The organism is Mycobacterium sp. NGS22, from assembly GCF_059813095.1.
Genome location: NZ_JCALDY010000008.1, coordinates 131,920 through 152,028, shown reverse-complemented (window position 1 = coordinate 152,028; position 20,109 = coordinate 131,920). Strand labels below are relative to the sequence as shown.

At 65.5% G+C, this 20,109-nt stretch carries 20 protein-coding genes and 1 pseudogene; 8 read left to right on the top strand and 13 right to left on the bottom strand.

Features of this window, described 5'->3' with window-relative positions; genetic code table 11:
* The first annotated feature begins 26 nt into the window (after positions 1 to 26).
* Positions 27 to 848: an SDR family oxidoreductase gene (locus tag AC5Y47_RS10160; protein WP_499943825.1), complete on the top strand. Its 822-nt coding sequence runs from the start codon at positions 27 to 29 to the stop codon at positions 846 to 848.
* A 4-nt stretch (positions 849 to 852) separates the two neighbouring features.
* Here the strand turns inward: AC5Y47_RS10160 and AC5Y47_RS10155 are convergent, their stop codons facing one another.
* On the bottom strand, positions 853 to 2,598 hold the full coding sequence (locus AC5Y47_RS10155; protein WP_499943824.1) for a SulP family inorganic anion transporter: 1,746 nt from the start codon (positions 2,596 to 2,598) through the stop codon (positions 853 to 855).
* On the bottom strand, positions 2,595 to 3,662 hold the full coding sequence (locus AC5Y47_RS10150; protein ID WP_499943823.1) for a sulfate ABC transporter substrate-binding protein: 1,068 nt from the start codon (positions 3,660 to 3,662) through the stop codon (positions 2,595 to 2,597). Before AC5Y47_RS10150 ends, AC5Y47_RS10155 begins: the two co-directional genes overlap by 4 nt.
* A gap of 141 nt (positions 3,663 to 3,803) precedes the next feature.
* On the opposite strand from AC5Y47_RS10150, the gene AC5Y47_RS10145 reads away from it, so the two are divergent.
* Positions 3,804 to 4,292 (top strand): hypothetical protein, encoded by a 489-nt coding sequence (locus AC5Y47_RS10145; RefSeq protein WP_499943822.1) that lies wholly within the window; start codon positions 3,804 to 3,806, stop codon positions 4,290 to 4,292.
* 24 nt (positions 4,293 to 4,316) lie between these two features.
* On the opposite strand, the gene AC5Y47_RS10140 is transcribed toward AC5Y47_RS10145, so the two are convergent.
* The 4 genes from AC5Y47_RS10140 to AC5Y47_RS10125 form a co-directional block, all read right to left on the bottom strand.
* Positions 4,317 to 5,861: a PE domain-containing protein gene (locus tag AC5Y47_RS10140; RefSeq protein WP_499943821.1), complete on the bottom strand. Its 1,545-nt coding sequence runs from the start codon at positions 5,859 to 5,861 to the stop codon at positions 4,317 to 4,319.
* Positions 5,862 to 5,945: 84 nt separating this feature from the next.
* Positions 5,946 to 7,499, bottom strand: coding sequence for a flavin-containing monooxygenase (locus tag AC5Y47_RS10135; protein WP_499943820.1), 1,554 nt, complete (start codon positions 7,497 to 7,499; stop codon positions 5,946 to 5,948).
* A complete protein-coding gene (locus AC5Y47_RS10130) occupies positions 7,496 to 9,289 on the bottom strand; it encodes a flavin-containing monooxygenase (protein ID WP_499943819.1) in 1,794 nt (597 codons plus the stop codon). Before AC5Y47_RS10130 ends, AC5Y47_RS10135 begins: the two co-directional genes overlap by 4 nt.
* Before the next feature lie 69 nt (positions 9,290 to 9,358).
* Positions 9,359 to 9,991 carry a TetR/AcrR family transcriptional regulator gene (locus AC5Y47_RS10125; RefSeq protein ID WP_499943818.1) on the bottom strand — a complete coding sequence of 211 codons (633 nt, stop codon included), beginning with the start codon at positions 9,989 to 9,991 and terminating at the stop codon, positions 9,359 to 9,361.
* A gap of 55 nt (positions 9,992 to 10,046) precedes the next feature.
* Between AC5Y47_RS10125 and AC5Y47_RS10120 the strand changes: the two genes are divergently transcribed.
* Both AC5Y47_RS10120 and AC5Y47_RS10115 read left to right on the top strand, forming a co-directional pair.
* A complete protein-coding gene (locus tag AC5Y47_RS10120; RefSeq protein WP_499943817.1) occupies positions 10,047 to 10,694 on the top strand; it encodes a TetR/AcrR family transcriptional regulator in 648 nt (215 codons plus the stop codon).
* Positions 10,695 to 10,757: 63 nt separating this feature from the next.
* Positions 10,758 to 11,474: a cutinase family protein gene (locus tag AC5Y47_RS10115; protein WP_499943816.1), complete on the top strand. Its 717-nt coding sequence runs from the start codon at positions 10,758 to 10,760 to the stop codon at positions 11,472 to 11,474.
* Between the two features lie 21 nt (positions 11,475 to 11,495).
* Here AC5Y47_RS10115 and AC5Y47_RS10110 read toward each other — a convergent pair whose 3' ends face one another.
* Positions 11,496 to 11,963 carry an SRPBCC family protein gene (locus tag AC5Y47_RS10110; RefSeq protein WP_499943815.1) on the bottom strand — a complete coding sequence of 156 codons (468 nt, stop codon included), beginning with the start codon at positions 11,961 to 11,963 and terminating at the stop codon, positions 11,496 to 11,498.
* Between the two features lie 213 nt (positions 11,964 to 12,176).
* Here AC5Y47_RS10110 and AC5Y47_RS10105 point away from each other — a divergent pair, with 213 nt between their 5' ends.
* The gene (locus AC5Y47_RS10105) at positions 12,177 to 12,986 is read left to right on the top strand and encodes a polysaccharide deacetylase family protein (protein ID WP_499943914.1); all 810 of its coding nucleotides are present in this window, start codon (positions 12,177 to 12,179) and stop codon (positions 12,984 to 12,986) included.
* Positions 12,987 to 13,151: 165 nt separating this feature from the next.
* The gene (locus tag AC5Y47_RS10100) at positions 13,152 to 13,715 is read left to right on the top strand and encodes a DUF3558 domain-containing protein (RefSeq protein WP_499943814.1); all 564 of its coding nucleotides are present in this window, start codon (positions 13,152 to 13,154) and stop codon (positions 13,713 to 13,715) included.
* Positions 13,716 to 13,774: 59 nt separating this feature from the next.
* Here AC5Y47_RS10100 and AC5Y47_RS10095 read toward each other — a convergent pair.
* Both AC5Y47_RS10095 and AC5Y47_RS10090 read right to left on the bottom strand, forming a co-directional pair.
* Positions 13,775 to 14,921, bottom strand: a pseudogene (locus AC5Y47_RS10095) (LLM class flavin-dependent oxidoreductase).
* A 78-nt stretch (positions 14,922 to 14,999) separates the two neighbouring features.
* Positions 15,000 to 15,605 carry a TetR/AcrR family transcriptional regulator gene (locus AC5Y47_RS10090; protein ID WP_499943813.1) on the bottom strand — a complete coding sequence of 202 codons (606 nt, stop codon included), beginning with the start codon at positions 15,603 to 15,605 and terminating at the stop codon, positions 15,000 to 15,002.
* 64 nt (positions 15,606 to 15,669) lie between these two features.
* Here AC5Y47_RS10090 and AC5Y47_RS10085 point away from each other — a divergent pair, with 64 nt between their 5' ends.
* Entirely contained in the window at positions 15,670 to 16,500 is an 831-nt protein-coding gene (locus AC5Y47_RS10085) for an alpha/beta fold hydrolase (protein ID WP_499943812.1), read from the top strand.
* Between the two features lie 299 nt (positions 16,501 to 16,799).
* The gene (locus tag AC5Y47_RS10080) at positions 16,800 to 17,561 is read left to right on the top strand and encodes an SDR family NAD(P)-dependent oxidoreductase (RefSeq protein ID WP_499943811.1); all 762 of its coding nucleotides are present in this window, start codon (positions 16,800 to 16,802) and stop codon (positions 17,559 to 17,561) included.
* Here the strand turns inward: AC5Y47_RS10080 and AC5Y47_RS10075 are convergent.
* From AC5Y47_RS10075 to AC5Y47_RS10060, 4 genes are read right to left on the bottom strand one after another with little or no spacing between them, the layout of a single operon-like run.
* A complete protein-coding gene (locus AC5Y47_RS10075) occupies positions 17,558 to 18,199 on the bottom strand; it encodes a PadR family transcriptional regulator (RefSeq protein ID WP_499943810.1) in 642 nt (213 codons plus the stop codon). The genes AC5Y47_RS10080 and AC5Y47_RS10075 overlap by 4 nt on opposite strands.
* A complete protein-coding gene (locus AC5Y47_RS10070) occupies positions 18,196 to 18,609 on the bottom strand; it encodes a Zn-ribbon domain-containing OB-fold protein (protein ID WP_499943809.1) in 414 nt (137 codons plus the stop codon). The genes AC5Y47_RS10075 and AC5Y47_RS10070 overlap by 4 nt, the downstream gene beginning before the upstream one ends.
* Entirely contained in the window at positions 18,606 to 19,766 is a 1,161-nt protein-coding gene (locus tag AC5Y47_RS10065; protein ID WP_499943808.1) for a thiolase family protein, read from the bottom strand. The genes AC5Y47_RS10070 and AC5Y47_RS10065 overlap by 4 nt, the downstream gene beginning before the upstream one ends.
* A 12-nt stretch (positions 19,767 to 19,778) precedes the next feature.
* On the bottom strand, positions 19,779 to 20,108 hold the full coding sequence (locus tag AC5Y47_RS10060; protein WP_499943807.1) for a hypothetical protein: 330 nt from the start codon (positions 20,106 to 20,108) through the stop codon (positions 19,779 to 19,781).
* Between the last annotated feature and the right edge of the window lies 1 nt (position 20,109).

Genomic DNA, 20,109 nt, shown 5'->3' with positions numbered 1-20,109 from the left:
TGGGATCTGGCCCGGAAGGAGATGCAGTGACCGCAACTCGAGAAATTCTCGCCGTGATCGGCGCCGGCGGTATGGGTCTGGCCATCGCGCGGCGACTCGGTTCCGGCAAGACGGTGCTGCTGGCCGACAACAGCGAGGCGACGTTGATCTCGGCGACCGAAGCGCTGCGAGCCGACGGCTACGAGATCGAAACCCAGCGCGTCGACGTCTCGTCAGCGGAGTCGGTGCGCGAGCTGGCCGACTTCGCCGGCTCCCTCGGGCCCGTGACTCAGGTGGCGCACACCGCCGGACTGTCCCCGGCGCAAGCCTCGGCACAGGCGGTGATGGCCGTCGACCTGCTCGGTGTCGCCCTGGTGCTGCAGGATTTCGGTGACATCGTCGCGCCGGGCGGTGCCGGTGTCGTGATCGCGAGCATGGCCGGCCACATGTTCCCGCCGATGGACGCCGAGCGGGAAAGGGCGCTGGCGCACAACCCGCCCGGCGAACTGTTGGGCCTGGACTTCGTCAGCAGTATCACCGAATCGACAATGGCTTATCCGGTCGCCAAGCAGGCCAACCTGCTTCGCGTACGCGCGGCCAGCGCGCACTGGGGCCGTCGCGGCGCCCGGATCAACTCGATCAGCCCGGGCATCATCTCCACGCCGATGTCGCAGGAAGAACTCGCCTCCCCCGTCGGGGACGGCATGCGCGCGATGATCGCGATGTCGGCGACCGGCCGGATCGGGACCCCCGACGACATCGCGGCCGCTGCGGCGTTCCTGCTCGGTCCGCAAGCGACTTTCATCACCGGTACCGATCTGCTAGTCGACGGTGGTGTGATCGCCGCCGTCAAAGCCGGGAACCCCTGAGACCTCAGACGAGGTAATAGAGCTCCGGTTGCTCGGTGTGGTCGGCCTTCGTCCTCGCGTGCGCGTAACGCACCGCGCGGAGGGTCGCCGAGAATTCCTTGTCCTCTTCGGGGAAGACGTGTTCGGCGGGAAACCACCGCGAGAAGCCGACGTTGTTCAATACCGCGAGGGTGTCCGCGCGCACCCCAGCCAGCAGCACCGTCGTCCCGTGATCGGTCAGTTCATGCAGAAAGTGCTCGATGCGTTCGATGCAGACGACGTCGGGATGTCGTACCCGCTTGAGGCGCAGGATCACGATCTTGCCTTCATCTTCGGCCCTGATCCGCTCCTGCAGTTCCGAGAGGTGGCGGTCCAATTCCGGTGCGGCTCCGAAGAACAATTCCCCCTCCAGGTCATAGATGACCGTCTCGGGGTCCGAGGGATCTCCCGCAACACGTTCCCGGACAACACGTTCGGGGGTCACTACCAGTTCCTTGGCCCGCAGCTTCGCCGCGCGCGGCACGAACAGCAGGATCGACAGGATCACCCCGAGCAGCACCGCCTTGTCCAGATCGATCGCTATCCCGGTGAATGCCGTCACGGCGACCAGGCCGGCGTCGTAGCGGGAGGCTTTCAGCGTGTAGATCAATCTCTTGAAGTCGACCAGCCGCGCGGCGGTGACCAGCAGCAGCCCGGCCAGTGCCGGCTGCGGGACATAACGCAGCAGCGGCGCGAACAACAGCAGGGCCACCGCAACCGTTGCGGCCGAGACGATCCCGGAGAACCGTGTCGCCGCACCGGACTGGTGGTTGATGGCCGACCGGGACAGCGATCCCGAACCGGGAATGCTCTGGAAGAAACCGCCGCCGAGGTTGGCCAGGCCTTCAGCCATGATCTGCCGGTTGTAGTCGATTTTCTGTTGAGTCTGGTGCGCAATGGCTTTGGCGATGGACAGGGCTTCGATGATGCCGACGAAGGCGATGGCCAGTGCGCTCACCGAGATCTCGGGCAGCCAACTGGTATGAACCTCGGGAATGTGCGGGCCGGGCAGGCTGCGCGGCACCTTCGCGGCCACCGAGACCGCGGTGTGGCCGCCCTTACCGGGAATCGACCATCCCGCCAGGTAGGCGACGAGACTGGTGATGATCAGCACGGCCAGCATGTCGACCTGCGGTAGACCGAAGCGCTGCACCAGCTTTCGCAGCACCACCGCCAGCACCACGGCGCCGGCGCTGAGCGTCAGGGCACGGTAGTTGACCGCATCTCCGTGGAACAGGGTGAGGTAGACGCGCCGCAGCACCTGCATGTGCCCGTTGCCTTTGTCCTTGACCCCCAGTGCATTACCGAGCTGACCGACGGCCAGTAACAGTGCTGCCGCGGCCATGAAACCGATGATCACCGACTCGGAGATATACCGGGTCAGGTTGCCCAGCTTGAACACCGAGATGGCGATCTGGAACGCGCCGACCAGGACACTGAGCAGGAACAGTGCTTCGAAGAGTTGATGAATGTTCTCCGAGTCGATGAACGCCAGCGCGGTGAAGACGAGCAGCGATATGGCGCTCGTAGGCCCGTTGATCAGATGCGAGGACGACCCGAAGATCGACGCGATCGCCGTCACCACGATCGCCGAGTAGACACCGAATTTCGGATCCACGCCGGCGATCAACGCGTACGCGATCGCTTGCGGGAACGAAATGGCGGCCACGGTCAGGCCCGCGATGACGTCGCTGCGGCCCTTGACCCAGTCGTAGTTGAAGACGCGACTCATGACGCCACCGGTGGTGCCGAGATGGTGTCGTAGATTCCGTTGTCGCCGAAGAAATTTTCCCGTGCCTCCACCCAGTCCTTGGCCAGTGCGGTGATCGGGAACAGCTCGAGCTGCGGCAACTGCGGGGCGTGTTTGGCGAGGACTTCGGCCTTGAACGGACGGTAGCCGTACCTGGCCGCCAACTCCTGCCCGGCATCGGAGAACAGGTAGCCGAGGTAGGCCTTCGCGTAGGACGCGACCTTGGGATCGGTGACGTTGACGTCCACCCACGCGACGGCCGGCTCGGCTTTGATACTGACTGGCGGATAGACGATTTCGAGCTCGTCCGGACTCGCGGCGGCTTCCCGCAACGCCTCGTTCTCCCACGTCAGTTGCACATCGCCGATGCGTTGGGTGGCGAACGAGACCCCCGCACTGCGGGCGCCGTTGTCGGAGACCGCGACGTGACCCAACAGCGAACGCACGTAGCCGGCCGCCTGTTCCGGGGTGCCGCCGCGGGTGGTGACCGAGCCCCACGCGGCAAGAATGCTGAGCTGGCCGTTGCCCGACGTGCGTGGATTGGGCGTCACGATCGAGACGTCGCGGTTAATCAGGTCGGGCCAGTCGTGAATGCTCTTCGGGTTGCCCTTGCGGACCAGGAAGACGATGGTCGAGGTGTAGGGCACGGAGTTGTTGGGCAGCCGGGTCTGCCAGTTCGCCGCGATCAGGCCGCGCTTGCGCAGCGCGTCGATGTCGCTGATCAGCGCCAGCGACACCACGTCAGCCGGTTGCGAGCCATCTATGACGCTGCGCGCCTGACGGCCTGAACCGCCGTGCGACTGCTTGATTTCCAGCCTGGTTCCGGTCTGCGCCTGATACTGATCCACGAAGGCTTTGTCTACGGCGGTATAGAGCTCGCGCGTCGGGTCGTAGGAGACATTCAGGATCTGGTTGGGGTGGTCGTCGGGCAGATTCTTGATTACGAGCGCGGTTGCGGCCACGACGATGGCGACGACACCGAGCACGTTCAGCCAGGGAATGTGCAGCCGGCGCAATCGGCGAGCCTGCCGGTCGGTGTCTACCATCGGTATCTCATTTCACCTGTCGTCCAAAAGCTTTGACGATGCTAACGACCGGATGACGGTGCGGGAGTGCTGAGAATCAGGGTGAGCTTAAATATGCGCAGTTGACGCATCGTTCGGGTGCCTTATTTATGCTGAGTAAATTTGACCGGCAACGCTGGAAGGGGCTTGATGAGCCGCCGCGCGGTGATGACAACTCTGGTATGCCTGTCGACCCTGGGCGCATCGGCCATCGGCTGTCCTGCGCCCGCCCTTGCGGACTTCTCCATACAGCTGCACTGGAAAGTGCCCGGCTCAGGCGGTGGCGGGGCGGATCGGCACGACCAACCACGGATCACGAACGTAGAAGTGACCGGCGAGACCTGCGCCACGAACCCCACGAAAGACGGTTTCGTGGTGGACCAGGGCGGAAGTCCCTTCGGCAAGTGCACCTACAACAAGACCTGGGTGCAGTACTCGGTGACGGTCACAGGAGCATCGACGAAGACGGTCCCCGTCCGCATACAGCAGGTGAGCGATGTCGGCTCGTCACCCGTTCTGTTCGACGCCCAATGCTCCCAACCGTACTGGTGCATCTTCGGGCCGGCCCAGAGTTCGCGGAACGCCGACGTGACGGTTGGCGGCGCGTACTAGTTAGTTCTGGGGCCGGTGGCCGCGTCAGCGCACGTTGTACTCGTGCAGTCTCTGGTTGGCATACTCGCTGACCGTCACGTATCCCCGACCGTCCGGATGGAACGCGATCGCCTCGCCTTGGGTCTCGTCGATGACGGGGCCTTCCACTGGCTGCTGACTGAACGGCGACCACGAGCTGGTGCCGGGAGCGCGGTTCCACAGCAGCACGTCGTCATAGGTCCGCACGGCCAACTGCGAACCGTCGGCGGAGAAGTCGGCGCTGGTGACGAGTTGCTCGTTGGCGTCCGAAAGATCAAGGGTGGCAACCTGTGTCAGCGTTCTGCTGGCACTGCTGCTGCCCGCGTTGCTCCACCCACTATCCGGCGTCGAATAGACACGGGCGACATCGGCGTCGGTTTTCTCGATGAGCATCAGATTGTGGTTGACCGGGTCGACGGCCAACGCCTCCGAGTTCAGTCGCGCACCGTCTGGGTAGACCAGCCGGACCTGCTCCACTCCAGTGAGTCGGCCGGTGGTCGGATTGGCGGCGGTGCCGGTGACGATCGGCTCGGGTACTCGATAAACGGTTATGCTGCTGCGGGATTGGCCGTTGTCGCCGATATCACCGACATAAATGTAGGACTTGCCGTCCGGTCCTCTGGCGACCTCGATATCCTCCCAGTCGTTGGCTGTCGCGCCACTGAGCTCATAGGTCGCCAACGTCTGCCCCGTCTCGGCGTCGATCGCGAAGATGCGCGCCGAGTCGCCCGAATCGTTGTGCACCCAATACACATCCGGGTTGTTGATCCCCGCGTCGATGCCGGAGATTTCGGTGAGGTTGCCGTCGGTGACGGTCCCGCCGTTGGAAGCGACGACGTCGCCGTCGCGGGCCGCGTCGACGACATTCGGCGGCGACGGGTCGGTCGGCCCGCCGGGGTCGGTCGGCCCGCCGGGGTCGGTCGGCCCGCCGGGGTTGGCGGTCCTGGCGCCCATGGCGCCGTCGGCCCCGTCATTGCCGAGCAACCATCCGCCGGCGCCGCCGCGACCTCCGGGCGCCCCAGCCTCGCCACCGATGCCCGGGCCGCCCCGCCCGCCGGCGCCACCGTTTCCGATCAGTCCGGCATCACCACCCCTGCCCCCGGCCCTGCCCGGCGCACCGGATCCGCCGTCACCGCCGTCGCCGTACAACAATCCGCCCGGGCCACCGTCCTGCCCGGTGCCTGCCACCCCGTCCACACCATTTCCAATCAACGGGCGTCCGAGCAGGGTCTGGGTAGGCGCATTGATCAGGTCCAGCAACGGGTTGGCGTTGGCCGCCTCCGCGGCGGAGTAGGCCGCGGACCCCGAGCCCAGCAGCTGCACGAACCGCTGGTGGAATTCCGCTATCTGCGCGCTCAACGCTTGATAGTCGCGGGCGTTGCCGGCGAACAGCGCAGCGACGGCGGCAGACACTTCATCTGCCGCGGCGGCCGCTATACCGGTCGTCGGCAGCGCTGCCGCGGCATTGGCTGCGCTGACCGCAGAACCTATCGCGGACAACTCGGTCACCGCGGACGACAACATTTCCGGGGCCGCTAGCAGGTACGACATTGCTATTCCTCCGGGCAGTAGAACTAATCAATCGATTGATCATATGCACAGATACGGCGCAGCCGAGGGGCTTTCTCCGGAAAATCAATCAATTGATAGCTTAAGCGGGGCCGCGGGGTGGTCCGTGCGGCAATTCGGAACCCCGGTCCGGTGCACCCAGTCGCGCGGTCGCACCCGCCACGTGCGGCGCGCGTAGTCCAGTTCGGTATAGGGCCACTGGGTCACAATGCGTCCGGACGGCGAACGGAAGTAGCTGTCGCACTGCGTCCAGATGGTGCGGTCCAGGTCCGCCGACAACCGATAGTTGAAACGCTCTTCGGCCTCCGGTCGAACGTCGATATAGCCACCGCGACGGGCCAGCCGAGACACGGCGCTGGCCACCAACCGCGCTCCGGCTTCGAGAATGTAGACGATCGAGTTTCCGCCCTGATTGGTGTTGGGACCGTAGAGCATGAAGAAGTTCGGGAACCCCGCGACGGCGGTACCGAGATACGCGCTGGGGTCGGCGCCCCACCGTTCGTGCAGCCGCCGGCCGGCCGCGCCGACGACCTCGATACCCGAAAGATATTGCGACGTCTCGAATCCGGTGGCCAGAACGATCGCGTCGACCTCCACCGCCCTGCCGTCGGCGGTGACGATCGACTTCCGGGTCACCCGCTCGATCGGTTCGGTCACCAGCTCGACGTCGTCTCGCTGCAGCGTTCGGTAGAAGTCGTCGCCGAGCAGCACACGTTTGCACCGGAAGGGATACGACGGCGTCAGGGATCGGCGCAGTTCCGCGTCGGTCACGCTGCGCTCCAGAAACGACGTCGCGAACCGCGCCCTGCCCGCCACGACCGGATCGTCGGCCATGGTCGCGGTGTTGTCGTGCTGGAACTTCCAGATCTGCCATCGCACCCGACGGGCGGCCAGTGGATTGCGCCGGAAGCGCGCCAATTCGTCTGCGGTGTAAGGCCGGTCCTCTTTGGGCACCATCCAGGGCGGGGTCCGTTGAAACACCGTGAGACCTGCGGTGATCTTGGCCAGTTCGGGAACGACCTGCACGCCACTCGCACCAGTCCCGATCACCGCCACTTTCTTGCCGGCCAGGTCGACGCCATGATCCCACTGGGCGGTGTGCATCACGGTTCCCCCGAAATCCCCGAGGCCCGCGATCGCCGGAAGTTTGAGCGCACCGAACAGTCCGACGGCGCAGACGACGACGTCGACGGACAGGGTCTGGTCGCAATCGTCGAGGTGCAGGTCCCATCGCCAGGTGTCGGGGTTCCATCGCGCGGAGCGCACCGAGGTATCCAGCATCAGATGGCGACGCAGATCGAACTCGTCGGTCACCGACTCCAGATAGGCCAGGATCTCCGGTTGCCGGGCATAGGTGCGACTCCAGGACTTGTTGGGCGCGAACGAAAATGAGTAGAGGTGACTCTGGATGTCGCAGGCGGCACCCGGATAGGTGTTGCGCCGCCACGTGCCGCCGACTCCGTCGGCCCCGTCGATGATCACCAGGTCGTCGATGCCCCGGCGCCGAAGCGCGACCGCGGTGCCCAGGCCGCCGAACCCGGCGCCGATGATCGCCACCTTGGGCGGGTGCCGACGCCGGGTCGCGGCGCGCAGTCGGCCCACGGCATACTGCGGCCTCATGAACGATCCCGGCACAGTTCGAAACCCGCGAGATCCCCGTCAGTACGCCAAGCCGCAAGGGTGTCGGCGTACTCGGTGGGTCCACCGAAGAAGAAGCTGCCCTGCCGGGTCTTGGCGTCCGCTTTGCCCTCTCGGTTGTAGTAGCCGGGCGTGCAGGTCCTGGAGCGCTCCGCGGTAGCCTCCGAGCGCGCCACCACGGTCTGGACCCACTCGGCTTCCGCGGCAAGCGACGCCTCGACTTCGCATACACCCCGTTGCAAGGCCCATGCGATGATCCACGCGGCGTGCGTCGCCTGCACGTCGAGCAGATAGGGAAAGTTCACGGTCAACCCTGCCTGGGCAATGCTTTCGATGAAGCAATTCGGAAAACCGTTGGTGCACAAGCCCTGGAAGGTGCGCACGCCGTCACGCCACCGCTGGGTCAGCGTCACCCCGTCGCGGCCGACCAGTTCGAACCCCGTCCGGCGGCAGTAGTCGGTGCCCACCTCGAAACCCGTTGCAAAGATCAAACAATCGAGCTCGTAGGTCGTCCCGTCGACAACTACGCCCGTCTCGGTGATCGCGTGCACGCCCAGGCCTCGGGTGTCGACCAACGCCACGTTGTCCAGGTTGAACGTCTGCAGATAGTCGTCGTGAAAGCAGGGCCGTTTGCAGAAGTAACCGTACCAGGGCTTGAGCGCTTCGGCCGTCGCCGGATCGGTCACGATGCCAGCCACCCGCGCCCGGATCTCCTCCATCTTGGCGAAGTCCGCCATTTCGATGTCGCGGGTGCGTTGCTCGGGGCTTACCGTCCCGTCGCTGTCGTGGCGCATGACCGGAAGTTTGCGGGTGATGCTGGTCCAGGCGTCGGCAACCAGGTCCCGCTCCGCCTGTCCGCCGGCGGTGAGGACCTGAAAGTTCTCGATACGTTCACGCTGCCACCCCGGCTGTAATGCGTTGGCCCACTGCGGATCGGTGGGTCCGTTGGCACGCACGTCCACCGAAGACGGGGTGCGCTGGAAGACGAACAGCTGCTGAGCCGCCGCGGCCAGGTGCGGCACACACTGCACGGCGGTGGCTCCGGTGCCGATGATGCCGACCCGCTTGTCGGCCAGATTCTCGAGGTTCTCGCCGGTGTAACCGTAGTCCCACCGGCTGGTATGGAACATGCGGCCGCCGAACGCCGAAATCCCCGCAATGCCAGGCAGTTTGGGCTTGGCCTGATACCCGTTGGCCATGCAGACAAACTTCGCGCGCATCTCGTCACCGCGGTCGGTCATGACGACCCACCGGGAAGTCTCGGTCTCCCAACGGATTTCGCGAACATCGGTCTGCAAGCACGCGTTGCGGTACAGATCGTAGTGCCGAGCTATACGTTGGCAGTGCGCAAAGATCTCCGCCCCGCCGGCGTACTTGTGTTCGGGGATATAGCCGAGTTCCTCCAACAGCGGGACGTACACGTAGGACTCGACGTCGCAGGCGATCCCCGGATAGCGATTCCAGTACCAGGTGCCGCCGACGTCGGCTGCCCGGTCGATCAGCCGGATGCTTTGCACGCCGAGCTCACGGAGTCGCACCGCGGTCAGCAGGCCACCGAAGCCCGCACCGACGATCGCCACGTCGACTTCGTCGCTGAGCGGTTCGCGGGCAAAGGTCTGGTCTGCCCACGGGTCCTGCCCGAAACACGCGAATTCACCCGCGATTTCGACGTATTGCGCGATTCCGTCAGGCCGCAGCCGCTTGGCGCGTTCCTGGGCATACTTCTGGCGCAGCGCGTCGACATCGAATGCGCAGCCGACAGTCTCGGTCAATGTCTCGGTCCCACTCGTCGTGCGCCGACTCTATAATCAATCACTTGATCGCATCAAGGTCCCCGACGATTATGCGGTTCCCAACAGCGCCCCGGTCACCAACACCTTCGAGGCGCCGAGTGCCTCCTGGAACTCCGCGGGCTGCAGGGTCGCCGCCAGTTCGGTCAGTCCGTAGATCAAGGCGTAGACCGCCTCCAAGACGGCCTGCGAGTCGGGATCCGAACCGAGTTCGACGTCTCGCCGTGCGTCCTCGACTATGTCGGCCAGGAGTTCGCGCACCGATTCGAAACGGGGATGCCCGTCGTCGGGTGTGACGTCGCGCTCGCCGTAGGTGCCGAGGTTCTCGGCCTGGATCGCCCACTCGAACGCGGCAAGGTCGGGGTACTCGCGGAGGAGTTGACCACATTCGTCGAGCACTGCTGCGACGCGTTCGACGATGCCGATCGGTCCGTCGGCGGCCTCCCGCAACCGTGGCATGGCGGTGTCGGATCTCGTCGCGATGGTGGCCTTGATCAACTCGGACTTGGTCGGGAAGTAGTTGTACAGGCTGGCGCTCGTGACATTCGCCATCCGGGCGATTTCGCGGATCGTCGCTCGCGCGTAGCCCACCTCGGCGACGCACTTCATCGTCGCCAGGATGATCCGCTGCCGCGTCTGCGCACCGGTCGCGCCGACGGGACGTCCCAACTGTGGGCGAGTCACGGGTCGAATATATTCGATCGATCAATTGATTCCGGTCTTCGCGGAGGTACCCGGCATGACGGTCGGCTCGTCGCAGCTCGGGCGGCCGGTTGGAGCGGTTGGTACGCAAACTCGCCGCAGAATCATCGACGCGACCATTCGATGTGTCGCCGAGGTGGGTTATTCGCAGGCCTCGATCCGCGAGATCGCGCGGGCTGCCGAGATGACCAGCGGCAGCCTGTATCACTATTTCCCGAACAAGAGCGAGCTGCTCAGAGCCACCGCCGAGGAGATCGAGCAGATCGTCTTGCCACGGTTACGCGCGGCCGCCGCCGGATCCGACGACGTCGTCGAGCGACTCGAGGCGGTGCTCGACGAGTCCAAGCAGTTGATGCGCGACTATCCGTCATTGGCCGGGTTCCTGCGTGCCACGCGCGCGCAAGGCCTGGTGGAGTCGCGCCGCGAAGCCCCGGCATACCCGGGATCCAAAGCGCTGCGCGACGTCGTCACCGAGATCGTCGAGGACGCCCGAAACCAGGGCGTGCTGCCTTCGGGCACCAGTGTGACCGCGGCTGCGGAAGCCATCTGCGCGCTCACCCGCGGTTTGTCGGAGCAAGCGGCCAGACTGGCGCCGCAGCAGTACGACGCCACCCTGGACGCGGTGAAGCGCCTGCTCAGGGGGAGTTTGTTCGCTTCCTCAGCTGATAGGCCTGACGAGTCTTAGAAAATTCTCGGCGTGGCTGGACCGCACTGGTTTGGGACGTGTTCAGGCGGGCAAGATAGATGCATGATTTTGCGCATTCTTGGGTCCGCGGCAACTGTTGCCGCAGGGGTGAGTTCTGCTGTGATGACGTCCTCCATGCCGGCTGCGTTCGCCGAGCCATGTCCCGACGTGGAAGTGGTGTACGCCAGGGGTACCGGCGAGGAAGGGCTGGGGGCGACGGGTGACGCGTTCGTCGACGCGCTGCGGCCGCGTATCGGCGCGCAATCGTTGAACGTGTACTCGGTCAACTACCCGGCCAGCGAGGAGTGGGCAACCGGCATCGACGGCATCAGGGACGCCGGCGCCCACGTGAATTCGATGGCCGGGGCCTGCCCGAAGACCAAAATGGTGCTCTCGGGCTTCTCCCAGGGCGCGGCAGTCATGGGCTTCGTCACGTCGGCCCGGGTGCCCGACGGAGTAGACCCGGCCACCGTTCCCAAACCGCTGGATCCTGCCGTGGCCGAGCACGTCTCCGCGGTGGTGCTGTTCGGCACACCGAACACGCGGGCCATGGAGTTCCTGGGTCAGCCGCAGGTTGCGATCGGTCCGCTCTACCAGGCGAAAACCCTGAAGATCTGCGCCACCGACGACCCGGTGTGCTCGGAGGGAATGAACTTCGCCGCGCACAACTCCTACGCCAATGACGCGGCGGCGATCGATCAGGGTGCAGCCTTCGCGGCCAGCCGGGTGGGGGTGGCGGGACCGGCTCCCGTGCCCGCTCCGCCGGGCTTCGGGGAGTGAACTTTCGACAGCACCGCGGAACTAGGCGTACCGGTCGCGCAATCTGGTGAGCGTGGCCTCGATGCCGCTCGCGTTGTTCTTGGCGAAGCCCAGCCGCTCGTAGTACTTCAGCGTGTTCTTGACGGTTCCGGCGTCGTGATAGTCGAAGGTCTCGGTGACCCGGGTGAGCGTCGGCGAAAGCGCCTCGAATTCCCAGCGCCACCGGTGACCCAGCGGATGGCGCCATTCGACCACCTTGTCCGGTTGTAGGACGGTCACGGTGCTGGTGATGCGGTAGGGCAATCCCAGCATCTTCATGTTGGTCGAGAATTTGGAACCCTCGACCAGATTGGCAGGCGCCTTGACGTTGTCGCGAACGGTGCCCGATCCGTCGAGTTCGCTGTGGCGCCGGGGATCGGCGGCCATCTCGAAGAGTTCGGCAGCCGGGGCGGCCACCTCGACCGACCGACTGACTCGCCGGGGTCCTGCGTCGACAACGGTGACGGTCATCGGGTGTCCTTCCTGCTACGACGGCCCTCGGCCGCGAGGGCGTTTTCCAGCGTAGGCGTCGGCCGTGTGATTGCGACAACAGTCGGATCACCACCGGCGTTCCTCGCGGATTGGCCGCGCGGGTCGTGGTACGGTTCGCTGCTGTGGTGTCGTCGCTGGTCAACGCAGGTAGCAGCCCCCTTTCGGGCGCGCCCGGATCCCGCGATGTCTGAGCTGAACCGCCGCCGTTTCCTGGGGTCACTGGCCGCCTCAACCATCGCCAGCGTGGGCCTGGCCCGGTGCATGGTCGATCCGCAGCCGCGGACGTTCGCCCAGACGCCGGCGGCCGCCGAGGTCGTGCCGCCTGCCGGTCCGACCGCGGGCCTGCTGCCGCCGCCCCCTCCCAGCGCCCGCATCCAACTGCCCGGCGGTGGCGTGCTCAGCCAACTCCCCGGCAGCGGTGACCTGCTCGCGCTGACGGTTGACGACGGCACCAACTCCGAGGTCGTGCGCGCCTACACGCAGTTCGCCAAGGACACCGGCATCCGGCTGACGTTCTTCGTCAACGGGATCTACGACTCGTGGACCGAGAATCTGGCCTTGCTGCGGCCGCTGGTCGAATCCGGCCAGATCGAGCTGGGCAACCACACCTGGTCGCATCCCGACTGCACCACGATCTCCAAGGGCGAGATCGCCAAGCAGCTCTCCCGCAACGACGACTTCCTCAAGAAGACGTACGGCGTAGGCGCCAAACCGTACTGGCGGCCCCCGTACGCCAAGCACAACGCCGTCGTCGACGCGGTGGCCGCCGACCTCGGATACAACGTGCCGGTTTTGTGGTCGGGTTCGCTGTCGGATTCGACGCTGATCACCGAGGAATACATCGTGAAGATGGCCGACCAGTACTTCACTCCCCAGTCGATCGTGATCGGGCACCTCAACCACCTGCCGGTCACCCACGTCTACCCGCAGTTGGTCGCCATCATCCGGGAACGCAAACTGCGCACCGTCACCTTCAACGACGTCTTTCTCAAGACGCCGTAGCCGTCCGTCAAAGGTGCTGCGGCACAACGATAATCCCCCGAAGGGCCGCTCGCCTCGGCGCGCCGTGCGCTTGCGCAGAATGGCGGCCGCGCCGGCGTGTCCCTGTACATCTGCGCACCCTCACCGCCGACGTCTTTGTGCGGTGTCATCGGCGATGATGGACGGGTGCCCGTTGCGCAGCGAAAGCCCCGGTATCGGGTGAGCGCATGGGCACTGTTGGTCTTGATATCTCCGCTGGCCGCCTGCCAGGGTGGCTCGCACGCACCCGCGGACCGTCCGTCGACCTCGCCCAAGCACACCACCCGAGCGGCAAACCACGGCCCGTCGTTCCCGGAGTGCGGCGGCGTGAGCGACCAGACCATCGCAGAACTGACCAACACAGCCGGGCTCGTCGTCACCGCACGCAACCCGATGGGTTGCCAGTGGCTGGTGCGCGGCAGCATCGACGGCCCGTGGTTCTCCTTCAGCTGGTTTCGCGGCAGTCCCATCGGCCGTGAGCGCAAGAACGAGGACCTCACCCGCTCCACCGTCAGCGACATCACCGTCGACGGGCACAGCGGTTATATCGCGATGGCCAGCGACCGGATCGGCACCCGGTTGTGCGACGTCGCCATCCAATTCGGTGACGACTTCTTCGAGTGGTCGGTCCAGTTCGTCAAGAAGCCGTTTCCCAATCCGTGCGACATCGCCACCGAGCTGTCCCGCCGGACGATCGCGACGGTGAAGTGACTCTTACGGACTCGCACTCGCACTTCTGCTGCAGAATTTCAGCCTCGGTGATTGCGCCATCACAACTTCCTGACCCCTCGGACGATGGCGTTGAACGGCACTACCGATGCCAACCCTTTGCGCAGACTCCGCTGCAAGAAGCTGAGGTTGATCAACACCATGTAGTGGACACCGCAGTCCCGCCAGTGCGCGACCTGATCGATCACGTCATCGGGTGTTCCGTTGAGCAGGACCTCTCGCACCACAGCCGGTGGGACGCCCGCGACGTGCGACAACGCGGTTTCCTCGTTCATGTCGTGCGGAAGGAAATCCTGCGCACCGCTGAAACCTGCACCGAGGGGATGCTGGGCACCGTGGCGGGTGAAAACTGCGTCTGAGCAGTTGAGCCCAAACGCCCGAACCAATTCTGAGTCGAACGCTTCGTCGACGTCATCGCGGGTGCGGCCGGTGATGACGAACATCTGCATGGCCGGAAGAATGGCCATCGGGTCGCGGCCGGCGTCGGACGCCGCTGACCGCACGAGGTCCAGGCGCTGTGAGTACTCCTCCGAGAGGGTGCCAGAAGCTGGGAAAGTAGGCGTCTCCATACCGTCCGGTGGCACGCAGCATGCGCGGGCCGTGGGCGCCGATCCAAATCTGCGGCCACTCCCCCCGATACGGCGGCAAATCGAAAATGGCGTTACGGAGCGGAAAGTAGGGAGAGTCCCGGTTGACGAGTTCGCCGCCGGAATCCCACAAAGCGCGGATGGTGGCCATCGCTTCTTCGAACCGCGCCACCGGTGTGGACCAGTCCACGCCGTAGGGTTCGTTGCCTTCTCGCTCGCCGGGACCGATACCCAAGATCGCCCTGCCGCGAGTGAGCAGGTGCAGCGTGGCAGCGGCCTGTGCAGTCACGGCCGGGTTGCGCCGCCCTGTGTCTGTTACAGCCACACCGAGACGCAGACGCCCGACCCGATTGCGCGCGGCGAGATGCCCGAGCATAGTCCACGGCTCCATGGCGGCATCGATTTTCGGTATGAATTTTGTTGCACCACAATACTTCTGCTGCCACAACGCGCGGGGGAACAGTTGATTGAGGTGATCAGGCACCCAGAATGAGTCGACGCGATTGGCGACCGCACCGAGATAGTTGCCTCGGTTGAACATCTCCGCCGTCGGACGGGCGGCCACGATCCCGTCGCCGACACCTACACGAAACCGCGTCATGCGCTGTCCTTTCTCGCGCCCGAGCGTTCAGTATCAGACAGGCGAATGCGATTGGCATGGGTATCGCGCTACCCGACGTCAGTCCTTGAGCATCCCGTCCACCAGCCGGCGCAGCACCTGCCCGACCTCCGCACGGGCTCGCGGTTGATCGTCGGCGGTCGCGACCGCCATGGCCGCCTCGTCGAGCGCGCCGATCAAGACGGTCGCCAGGGGGCGGACCGGCAACCGGTCCAGCTGACCCGCCTCGATGGCAGCGGTGATCATCTGCTCGGTCATGCCCAGGCTGTAGCGCTGGGCGACGTCGCGGAAGCCGGACCACCCGAGGACGGCGGGCGCGTCCAGCAGGATCAGTTGGCGCACTTCGGGATCCCCCGACACCTCCAGCCATGCGTCGATCGCGGCACGAATCATGTCGGCGGGCGTCGTCGCTCCCGATGAGGCGACCAGGGTGCCCAGCCGAGCCATCACATCCTGCTCGACCGCCTCGACCACATCGCGGAAAAGCGCTGCCTTGTCGGTGAATTGGTGATACATCGCGCCGCGGGTGACGCCGGCCTGGGTGGCGATCTCCGGCGTACCCACCTCCGAGTAACCGCGCGATCCCCACAACTTGCGGGCAGCCGAGATCAACGCCTCGCGGGTTGCCGCGGAGCGTTCCTCCTGGGTGCGTCTCTTGATTTCCATACAACCTGTTGGTAATTTACGAACAGACAGACTGTTTGTAAGCTTATCTCTAGTAGGAGTCCTGATGCCGACGATCGACATTAACGCCGGAACCATCCACTACGAAGCAACCGGACCCGAGGACGGCAGGCCGGTCGTATTCGTGCACGGATACCTGATGGGCGGCCAACTGTGGCGCCACGTCAGCGTGCTTCTCGCCGAGCACGGTCTGCGCTGCATCGCGCCCACCTGGCCACTCGGGGCGCACCCGCAACCGCTGCGACCGGCCACCGACGCCACCATCACCGGCGTCGCCAAAATCGTCGCCGACACGATCGACGCGCTCGGCCTCGACGACGTGGTCCTGGTCGGCAACGACACCGGTGGTGTGGTCGCTCAGCTGGTTGCGGTGCACCATCCCGATCGCATCGGTGCGCTGGTGCTCACCAGTTGCGACGCGTTCGAACACTTTCCGCCGCCAATCCTGAAGCCGGTGATCCTGGCGGCCAAGTCGAAGTCGTTGTTCCGCACGGCGATGCAGACGATGCGCGCCCCCGCCGCCCGGCGGCGGGCTTATGAAGGATTGGCGCACAACGACATTGACGATTTCACGCAGATCTGGGTACGTCCGGCACTGGCCGATCCGGCGATCGCGGAAGACCTTCGCCAACTCACGCTGTCGTTGCGTACCGACGTCACCACCGGCGTCGCCGCCCGGTTGCCCGAATTCGACAAACCGACTCTGATCGCGTGGTCGGGTGACGACACCCTGTTCGAGCTCGAGGACGCCCGCCGCCTGGCTGCGACCATTCCGAATGCGCGGCTGGAAGTCATCGAGGGGGCGCGCACCTTTTGCATGGTCGACCAACCCCAGCGGCTTGCCGCGCTGGTGTCCTCGGTCGCCGTACCCGCCTAGTCGCCACGTCCGGGCGAGCCAGGGCTTTCGGGTGTGAATCCCTGGGCTTTCGGGTGTGAACTCTGGGCTTTCAGCGTGAATCCCGGGCTTTCAGTGTGCGCCCTGGGTGGGATATGACCGAAGTTCCCGCCCTCCGTTCACCCCGAAAGCCCTCCCTTCACAACCAAAGTCAAGGCTTCACACCGAAGACGCGGAGAAACGGCTCACCCTGCAGGCCCTCGCGCCCACAGCCGCCCGCTGGGCCAACGACCAAGACGGCACCGACGCCATCGTCAAATCCAGGTACTAGCCTGGCCGTCATGTCAGACAACATGGCGCCGCTGACGGGCCGACGGATCCTGGTGACAGGCGCGGCCACAGGTATCGGCGCGGCCGCGGTCGCCGCACTCACCGATGCCGGCGCACAGGTTGCTGCGACGTACCACCAGACGCCGCCACCCGAAGAGCTGGCGGCGACCTGGTTGCAGTGCGACGTACGCGACGCCGACGCCGTCTCGGCAACGGTGCATCAAGTGGCCGAAAAGCTGGGCGGTCTCGACGTTTTGGTGAACGCCGCGGGACTGTGGCAGCCCGGAATCCCCGGATACATCGACGCCGAACAGATCTCGTTTCTGTTGGACACCAACGTCAAGGCGACAATGCTGACCAATCAGGCGGCGTACGCGGTGATGAAGGGTAGCGGCGGTCGCATCATCAACTTCGGCTCCTCGGAAGCCGTTATGGGCAGCCCGATCTCGGCCGTCTACGCCGCGACGAAGGGCGCGGTGCAGGCGTGGACACGTTCGGCGGCGCAAGCCTGGGCCGCCGACCGGGTCACCGTCAACGCCCTGGCGCCGGCGGTGCAGACACCCGGCGCCGATCGCCTGCGAGACTTTCTCGGTCCCGAAGCCGGCGCCCTGATCGATCAGCAACTCCAGACCAGGATTCCGCTCGGCGGGGCGCTGGGCGATCCCGACCGTGACCTCGGACCGGTCCTGGTGTTTCTTGCCGGGCCCGGCTCGGCCTTCATCACCGGGCAGCTGCTGGCAGTGGATGGCGGTCTGGTCATGCTGGGCGCCTAATCCCGGCGTCGACGGATCTGTCCCTTGGTTCGCCGTACCCGTTTGACCGGATCTCGCGTTGTGCCGGTGGCGATTTCGTCGCGTAGCTGCGCGATATTGGACAGTTCCGAGTACAGGCCTCGGATCGCGTAGTCCAAGACCGCGAAGGAGTAACGCTGCTCGGGGTCGTCGGTGATGCCGAGCTCGCGCGACCGTTGCCTCGACCACAACGCCTCGTCCAGCCGGGCTCTGGTGGCCTCGAGGTGCCGAACCAGAGTGTCGACGACACGTTCGGGGTCCTCGCCGCGGGCGAGCCACGTCCGCAGGATCACGGGATGTTTGATGACGACCTGGTCCTGGCCCGGGAAGTGCTGCACCCAGCGCCGCAACGCATCCCGTCCGGCGTCGGTGGTGCCGTAGAGGGTGATGGACCGCTTCCCGGACCGGGCCTCGACCTCGTCGACCATGCCGCGTTCCAGCAGCCTGTTGAGTTCGCGGCGCACGTGACTGACCGAGGGTGACCAGTAGAAGTGGCCGACGGAGAGCTCGGCGCGCATCTTGATCTCGCCGGCGGTGAGTTGCTCGTCGTTCGCGGCCAGCACCCCCAACACCAGATAGGCGGTGATCGGCAGTCCGGCGACGGTCCGGGCCGGGCTCACGGCGCCCCGGTGAAGTACGGCAGCGTGACGTCGGAATCGACAGGATGGAACTGCACCCGCACCCGCATGCCGATCTCGAGCGCATCGGCGTCCACGCCCACGATGTTGGTCAGCAGCTGATAACCCTCGTCCAGGGTGACGATCGCCGGCGCATAGGGCGGTTCGAACTCCGCGGTGACCGGTCGGTGCACGACGGTCCAGCTGTAGATCTCACCCTCACCGGCACTTGGCGTCCAACTCAGCTGCGCCGAAAGACATTGGCGGCAATGCTCGGTCGGCGGGAAATTGGCTTGTCCGCATCCGCCGCAACGCTGATAGAGCAATTGGTGGGATCGGCATCCTTCCCAGAACGGGATGCTCAGGTGACTGCTGGCGTGTGGTACCGGCCCGGCCTGCGGTCGTAGCTTCATCGCGGCTCGTCCCCCAGCAGCAGCACCGTAGTGAACAGAGCTCCCGCTCCTCCGTTGCTGCACAACGCAATATGAGCGTCGGGTACCTGCAGCTCGCCCGCCTGGCCCCGGAGTTGCTGCACCGCCCGTACGGCCCGCTGCATCATCTGCGGGTTGGCGCCGGCGTGGCTGAACGACATGGTTCCTCCGTCGGTGGTGATCGGGTGACTGCCGTCGATCGCGATGTGACCGTCGGCGACGAAGGGTCCGCCCTCGCCCTCGCCGCAGAAACCGAAAGCCTCCAATTGGCGGATGATTTCGAACGAGAAGGGGTCGTAGAGTTCCAGCACGTCGACGTCGTCGCGCCGCAACCCGGCGTGGGCGAAGGCGCGATCGGCGGCGTGCCGGCCCACCACACCGTTCACGTGATCGCTGCGGCGCCCCTTCAGGTCCCAGGCGGGTGGATGTTGATACGACGGGCCGTGAAAGTCCGCGCCGCTGCCCAGGATGTAGATCGGCCGGGTCGTCGTCTCGGTCGATTCCAAGTTGGCCAGCACCAGCGCGCAGCCACCCTCGGAGGTGGTGGCGCAGTCGAGCAGATGGAACGGGTCGGCGATCGGCCGGGATGCGGTGATGTCGGGCGGGGTGAACGGACCGCGTTGATAGTAAACGGCTTCGGGGTTGCGCGACCCGTTGTTACGGATGGTGGCCGCGACGATCGACAGCTGCTCGCGGGTGGTGCCGTAGACGTGCATGTGCCGTCTCGCGATGAGCGCGAACTCGGCGGTGGTGAACATGCCCCACGGCGCCACGAATTCGTTTTCCGGGCGCGTCCAGGGTGCGGTGGCCTCGTGGTCGCGGTATTCACCGGCCTGCGCGGCCACGAGCACCACTACGTCGGCCATACCGTGTTCGATCGCGGTGGCCGCCTCGGTGATCATGCCGACACCGAAACCCATTCCCTGCCAAGCCGGTCCGATGCGCAAGTCGTAGATCAACGAGGTGGACATCGGGCTCGCGCTGATCCCGTCCACATCGTCGAGACTCAGGCCGGCGTCGCGCAGTGCTCCCTGGATGGCTTCGATGGCCAAGCCGCGTGAGGTCGCGCCGTCCAGCCGGCGGCCCTGCGCGGTGTTGTACACGCCGACGATGGCCGCCGTGCGCTTGGTCGCACTCAACCCGCCTCCACTTCAGTTTTCGTCCGCTACCACGCCGAGATACCTTCCCAGGACGTCGTATTCGCATCCGTTCCGGTTGATGACGCCGATCGTCGTCGCACGCGCGTCGACGGTCGGTGCGCCGTGTTCCACGACGTCGATCCGCACGTCGACCGGCCGCGCGGTCTGTGGATCGGTGATCTCGACGACCATCGCCACTGCCTGCTCCGCTTCGTCCCACTCGACCCCCGTGATGCGGTGCCGTGCGGTCAGTTCCATCACCACCGAGTCCTGACGCAGTAGGAACCGCACCGGCGCACACAGCTCACCGGAGCGGGGCGGTACACACAGCGTGACAGCCACG

What these genes read in the sequence shown, in the direction of transcription:
- AC5Y47_RS10155 (WP_499943824.1), bottom strand. Translation starts at nt 2,598, where the DNA reads ATGAGTCGCGTCTTCAACTACGACTGGGTCAAGGGCCGCAGCGACGTC.
- AC5Y47_RS10150 (WP_499943823.1), bottom strand. Translation starts at nt 3,662, where the DNA reads ATGGTAGACACCGACCGGCAGGCTCGCCGATTGCGCCGGCTGCACATT.
- AC5Y47_RS10140 (WP_499943821.1), bottom strand. Translation starts at nt 5,861, where the DNA reads ATGTCGTACCTGCTAGCGGCCCCGGAAATGTTGTCGTCCGCGGTGACC.
- AC5Y47_RS10135 (WP_499943820.1), bottom strand. Translation starts at nt 7,499, where the DNA reads ATGAGGCCGCAGTATGCCGTGGGCCGACTGCGCGCCGCGACCCGGCGT.
- AC5Y47_RS10120 (WP_499943817.1), top strand. Translation starts at nt 10,047, where the DNA reads ATGACGGTCGGCTCGTCGCAGCTCGGGCGGCCGGTTGGAGCGGTTGGT.
- AC5Y47_RS10115 (WP_499943816.1), top strand. Translation starts at nt 10,758, where the DNA reads ATGATTTTGCGCATTCTTGGGTCCGCGGCAACTGTTGCCGCAGGGGTG.
- AC5Y47_RS10110 (WP_499943815.1), bottom strand. Translation starts at nt 11,963, where the DNA reads ATGACCGTCACCGTTGTCGACGCAGGACCCCGGCGAGTCAGTCGGTCG.
- AC5Y47_RS10090 (WP_499943813.1), bottom strand. Translation starts at nt 15,605, where the DNA reads ATGGAAATCAAGAGACGCACCCAGGAGGAACGCTCCGCGGCAACCCGC.
- AC5Y47_RS10085 (WP_499943812.1), top strand. Translation starts at nt 15,670, where the DNA reads ATGCCGACGATCGACATTAACGCCGGAACCATCCACTACGAAGCAACC.
- AC5Y47_RS10080 (WP_499943811.1), top strand. Translation starts at nt 16,800, where the DNA reads ATGTCAGACAACATGGCGCCGCTGACGGGCCGACGGATCCTGGTGACA.
- AC5Y47_RS10070 (WP_499943809.1), bottom strand. Translation starts at nt 18,609, where the DNA reads ATGAAGCTACGACCGCAGGCCGGGCCGGTACCACACGCCAGCAGTCAC.